Source organism: Rhizobacter sp. (assembly GCF_035702065.1).
GTDB lineage: Bacteria > Pseudomonadota > Gammaproteobacteria > Burkholderiales > Burkholderiaceae_C > Rhizobacter.
This window is the reverse complement of the sequence record NZ_DASSRA010000286.1, coordinates 1-4,542: the sequence shown is the minus strand read 5'-3', so window position 1 is coordinate 4,542 and position 4,542 is coordinate 1. Positions and strand designations below refer to the sequence as shown.

Annotated in this window: 6 protein-coding genes; 4 read left to right on the top strand and 2 right to left on the bottom strand. The window is 69.6% G+C overall.

What is annotated here, in order from left to right; all coding sequences use genetic code 11:
* The 4 genes from VFL64_RS13085 to VFL64_RS13070 all read left to right on the top strand — a co-directional run.
* On the top strand, nt 1-1,051 hold a 1,051-nt coding region (locus VFL64_RS13085; RefSeq protein WP_489540818.1), incomplete at its 5' end, for a PQQ-dependent sugar dehydrogenase.
* Nucleotides 1,052-1,095: 44 nt separating this feature from the next.
* On the top strand, nt 1,096-1,953 hold the full coding sequence (locus VFL64_RS13080; protein ID WP_489540817.1) for a 3',5'-nucleoside bisphosphate phosphatase: 858 nt from the start codon (nt 1,096-1,098) through the stop codon (nt 1,951-1,953).
* On the top strand, nt 1,950-2,918 hold the full coding sequence (locus VFL64_RS13075; protein WP_489540816.1) for a DMT family transporter: 969 nt from the start codon (nt 1,950-1,952) through the stop codon (nt 2,916-2,918). The genes VFL64_RS13080 and VFL64_RS13075 overlap by 4 nt, the downstream gene beginning before the upstream one ends.
* Before the next feature lie 20 nt (nt 2,919-2,938).
* A complete protein-coding gene (locus VFL64_RS13070; protein ID WP_489540815.1) occupies nt 2,939-3,571 on the top strand; it encodes an L-threonylcarbamoyladenylate synthase in 633 nt (210 codons plus the stop codon).
* Here VFL64_RS13070 and VFL64_RS13065 read toward each other — a convergent pair.
* Nucleotides 3,568-3,927 (bottom strand): RidA family protein, encoded by a 360-nt coding sequence (locus VFL64_RS13065; protein WP_489540814.1) that lies wholly within the window; start codon nt 3,925-3,927, stop codon nt 3,568-3,570. The genes VFL64_RS13070 and VFL64_RS13065 overlap by 4 nt on opposite strands.
* Nucleotides 3,924-4,542, bottom strand: a 619-nt coding sequence (gene plsY, locus VFL64_RS13060; RefSeq protein ID WP_489540813.1) for a glycerol-3-phosphate 1-O-acyltransferase PlsY, incomplete at its 5' end; no start/stop codon positions are given. The genes plsY and VFL64_RS13065, both read right to left, overlap by 4 nt.

Genomic DNA, 4,542 nt, shown 5'->3' with positions numbered 1-4,542 from the left:
CGACACGCTCGACAGCCCTTGGGGCCTCGCCTTCCTGCCCGACGGCCGCATGCTGGTCACTCAGAAGGCCGGCACGATGGTGCTGCTGAGTGCCGACGGCAAGACCAAGTCGAACCCGCTGGCCGGTGTGCCCGCGGTCGTGTCCAGCGGCCAGGGCGGCCTGCTCGACGTGGCGCTCGACCCCGACTTCGCCACAACCGGCTCCAACTGGGTCTACTTCGCCTACTCCGAAGCCGGCCCCGGCGGCGCAGGCACGGCGGTGAGCCGCGGCCGGCTGGACGTCGCCAACAACCGGCTCATCGACGTGCCGGCGACGCCGATCTTTCGGCAGCTGCCGAAGGTCGACGGCGGCAACCACTTCGGCTCACGCCTCGTCTTCCGTGCGGACAAGACCTTGTTCATCACGCTGGGCGAGCGCAACAAGAAGAGCCCGGCGCAGGACCTGGGCAGCGACCTCGGCAAGGTCGTGCGCATCCAGCGCGATGGCTCCATGCCGACCGACAACCCCAAGCTCGGCGCCGGCGCGCGACCCGAGATCTGGAGCACCGGCCACCGCAACCCGCAAGGCGCCGCCCTGCACCCGACCACCGGCGATCTGTGGGTGGTGGAGCACGGCCCCCAAGGCGGCGACGAACTCAACCTGGCACGCGCCGGCCTGAACTTCGGCTGGCCCGAGGTCAGCTACGGCTGCAACTACGGCTCGCGCCAGGCAGGCTGCGAGATCGGCGGCGGCGTGCACGCACCCAGGTACACCGAGCCCGTGAGCCGCTGGCCGGCGCCCGGCATTCCGACGCCCTACAGCTCCATCGCACCGAGCGGCCTCACCTTCTACACGGGTGGCGGCTTTCCCGAATGGCAGGGCAACCTGTTCCTCGGCGCACTGGCCGACACCGCACTGTGGCGCGTCGTGCTCAAGGGCAATGCCGAAGCCTCGCGCGAGCGCTTGTTCGGCTCGCTCGGCGAGCGCATCCGCTGCGTGAAGCAAGGACCGGACGGCTGGCTCTACTTGCTCACCGACAGCGGCAAGCTGATCCGCGTCGACCGGGAGTAGCCCTGCTGACGCGACAAGGGAGGCGGCTGCCTACAATCTCTCGCGTGAGCATCCTCAACGCCGACCTGCACTGCCATTCCGTCGTGTCCGATGGCACGCTGGAACCCGAAGCACTGGCTGCGCGCGCGCGCGCCAACGGCGTCGACCTGTGGGCCCTGACCGATCACGACGAGATCGGCGGCCAGCACCGCGCACGCGCCGCCGCGCTGTCGCAAGGCATGTCCTACCTCACGGGCACCGAGATCTCCATCACCTTCGCCGGCACCACGGTGCACATCGTGGGCCTTGGCTTCGACGCCGATGACGCTGCACTCCAGGCGGGCTTGTTTGCCACCCGCGGCGGCCGCGAGGCCCGCGCCCGCGAGATGGCCGCAGGCCTCGCCGCCGTCGGCATCCATGGCAGCTACGAAGGCGCGCTCAAGTACGTGGGCAACCCCGAGCTGATCTCGCGCACCCACTTCGCGCGCCACCTGGTCGAGACGGGCGTGTGCAGCGATACCTCCGAGGTGTTCCGCCGCTTCCTGGTCGAAGGCAAGCCCGGCTTCGTGCCGCACCGCTGGGCCACGCTGGGCGACTCGGTGCGCTGGATCACGCAGGCCGGCGGCATGGCGGTGATCGCCCACCCGGGCCGCTACAAGTTCACGCCGAACGAGGAATACGCCCTCTTCAGCGAGTTCAAGACGCATGGCGGCCAGGGCGTGGAGGTGGTGACCGGCAGCCATTCGCAGGCCGACTTCGCCAAGTACACCGACACCGCACTCGAGTTCGGCCTGCTCGCCTCGCGCGGCTCCGACTTCCACAGCCCCGACGAAAGCCACATCGACCTCGGCACCCTGCCGCCGCTGCCCAAGCAGCTCACGCCGGTGTGGGAAGCCCTGAGCGACCGGGTGCATCACCCGTGAGCCGCGGCCCCTCCCTGCCGGGCGGTGCCAAGCCCCGGCCGCTGCTGGGCATCGGCCTGATGCTGACGATGGGCATGTGTTTCGCGACCCTCGACACCAGCGCCAAGTACCTGGGCCAGACCCTGCCGGTGATCGTGGCGCTCTTCGCCCGCTATGCCCTGCAGGCGCTGATCATGGGCGTGTGGCTGGTCGTGCGCCGGGCGCGCGGCGGCGGCAACCTCTTCCGCAGCGAGCACCCCAAGTTCCAGGTGCTGCGCGGCTCGCTGTTGCTGGCCACGAGTGCGCTGCTGTTCTTCGGCATCCAGTACATGCCGGTGGCCGAGTTCACCGCGGTGGGCATGCTCACCCCGGTGCTGGTGACGGTGCTGGCGGCCGTCTTTCTGCACGAGCACGTGTCGCCGCTGCGCCTGGCGCTGGTGGCCGGCGGCTTCGTCGGCGCGTTGATCGTGGTGCGCCCCGGCAGCGGCCTCTTCGGCTGGGTGGCCGCCATCCCACTGGTGATGGCCCTCATCTACGCGAGCTTCCAGCTGCTCACGCGCCAGCTCTCACACCTGGAACACCCGCTGACCACGCACTTCTACACCGGCCTGGTGGGTGCGGTGATCGTCGGTTTGGTTGCACTGGCCTTGCAGCCCCTGCAGGCCTGGCAGGCGCTGCAGGCCGCACCGCCTTCGATCTGGGCGGTGCTGGTGCTGGCCGGCGTGGCAGGCACCGCCGGCCACCTGTGCCTGATCCTCGCGCTGGGCGTGGCGCCCATGCCGGTGCTGATGCCCTTCACCTACATGCAGATTGCCTTCGCCAGCTTCACCGGCTGGCTGGTGTTCCGCCACGTGCCCGATGGCTGGGCCTTCGTCGGCATGGCGGTGGTGGCGGCCTGCGGTGCGGCCTCGGTGTGGCTCAACCTGCGCGAGAGCGCGGCGGCGCAGCGCATCGCACCGAGCGAATCGGCGTTGACGGCAGACTGAGCGGGGTACGAGCAAAGAGCATGGCCAAGGTCATCGAAGTCCACCCCGAGAACCCGCAGGCCCGCCTGTTGAAGCAGGCCGCCGACATCCTGCACAGTGGCGGCATCGCCGCCGTCCCCACCGATTCGAGCTACGCGCTGGTGTGCCACCTCGACGACAAGGCCGCGGCCGAGAACCTGCGGCGCATCCGCGGCGTCGACGACAAGCACCACCTCACGCTGCTGTGCCGCGACCTCTCCGAACTCGCGAGCTACGCCCGCGTCGACAACAAGCAGTACCGATTGCTCAAGCTGGGCACGCCCGGGCCGTTCACCTTCATCCTCGAAGCCACCAAGGAAGTGCCGCGCCGCGTCTCGCACCCCTCGCGCCGCACCATCGGCCTTCGGGTGCCCGAGCACAAGATGCTGCAGGAGCTGCTCGATGTCTTTGGCCAGCCCCTGCTGTCGACCACGCTGATCGCGCCCGGCGACACCGAGCCGATGAACGACCCGGACGAGATCCGCGAGCGCTTCATGGGTCAGGTGCAGGTGGTGGTCGATGCGGGGGCCTGCCCCGCGCAGCCAACCACGGTGGTGGACTTGACGAGCGAACCGCCGCTGCTCGGGCGCGTGGGTCGCGGCGACCCGGCGCGCCTTGGTCTCGTGGCGGACTAAACCTTCAGCGCCGCCGTCACCACGATCTCGATCTTCCACTCCGGCTTGGCGAGCTTGGCCTGCACGGTGGCGCGCGGCGGCGCGTCGCCGGGGGCGACCCAGTCGTCCCAGACCTCGTTCATGCCGGCGAAGTCGGCCATGTCGGCCAGGTAGATCTGCGCCATCAGGATGTGCGCGTTGTCGGTGTGGGCCTCGGCGAGCAGCTTGTCGACCATGGCCAGCACCTGGCGCGTCTGGCCGCGGATGTCCTGCGTGGTGTCGTCGGGCACCTGGCCCGCGAGGTAGACCGTGCCGTGGTGGATGGCCATCTCCGACAGCCTGTCGCCCACGTGGTATCGCCGTACGGCATGCGTCATGTCTTGTGTCCCTTGCTGTGAGCCCCCTTGGCGGGAGCGTGGGCGGCGGCACCGGCCTTCTGGCCGATCTTGCTTTCCTTGCCGGCGATGAGCTTCTGGATGTTGGCACTGTGGCGCCAGATCAGCAGCAGGCTCATCACGACGATGGAGGCCGCGATGGCGTCATGGTCCCAGATCAGCAGCTGGTAGAAGGGCGCGAAGGCCGCGGCCACGAGGGACGCCAGCGACGAGTAACGGAAGAACACCGCGATGATCAGCCAGGTGGCCAGTGTGGCCAACCCCAGCCAGGGGTTGAAGCCCAGCAGCACACCCGCCGCCGTGGCCACGCCCTTGCCCCCCTCGAAGCGGAAGAACACGGGCCACAGGTGCCCAAGGAAGGCCGCCAGGCCCACCAGCGCCACGGTACCGTTGCCCAGACCAAAGCGCGGGCCGAAGACCAGCGCCAGGACCACCGGCACGTAGCCCTTCAGCGCGTCGAGCACCAGCGTCGCGATCGCCGCACCGCGGTGGCCCGAACGCAGCACGTTGGTCGCGCCCGGGTTCTTCGAGCCGTAGGTGCGCGGATCGGACAGGCCGGCCGCGCGACTCACGATCACCGCGAACGACAGCGACCCG

Bases quoted from the DNA above. Each gene is read 5' to 3' on its own strand.
- VFL64_RS13070 (WP_489540815.1), top strand. From the start codon at position 2,939: ATGGCCAAGGTCATCGAAGTCCACCCCGAGAACCCGCAGGCCCGCCTG.
- VFL64_RS13065 (WP_489540814.1), bottom strand. From the start codon at position 3,927: ATGACGCATGCCGTACGGCGATACCACGTGGGCGACAGGCTGTCGGAG.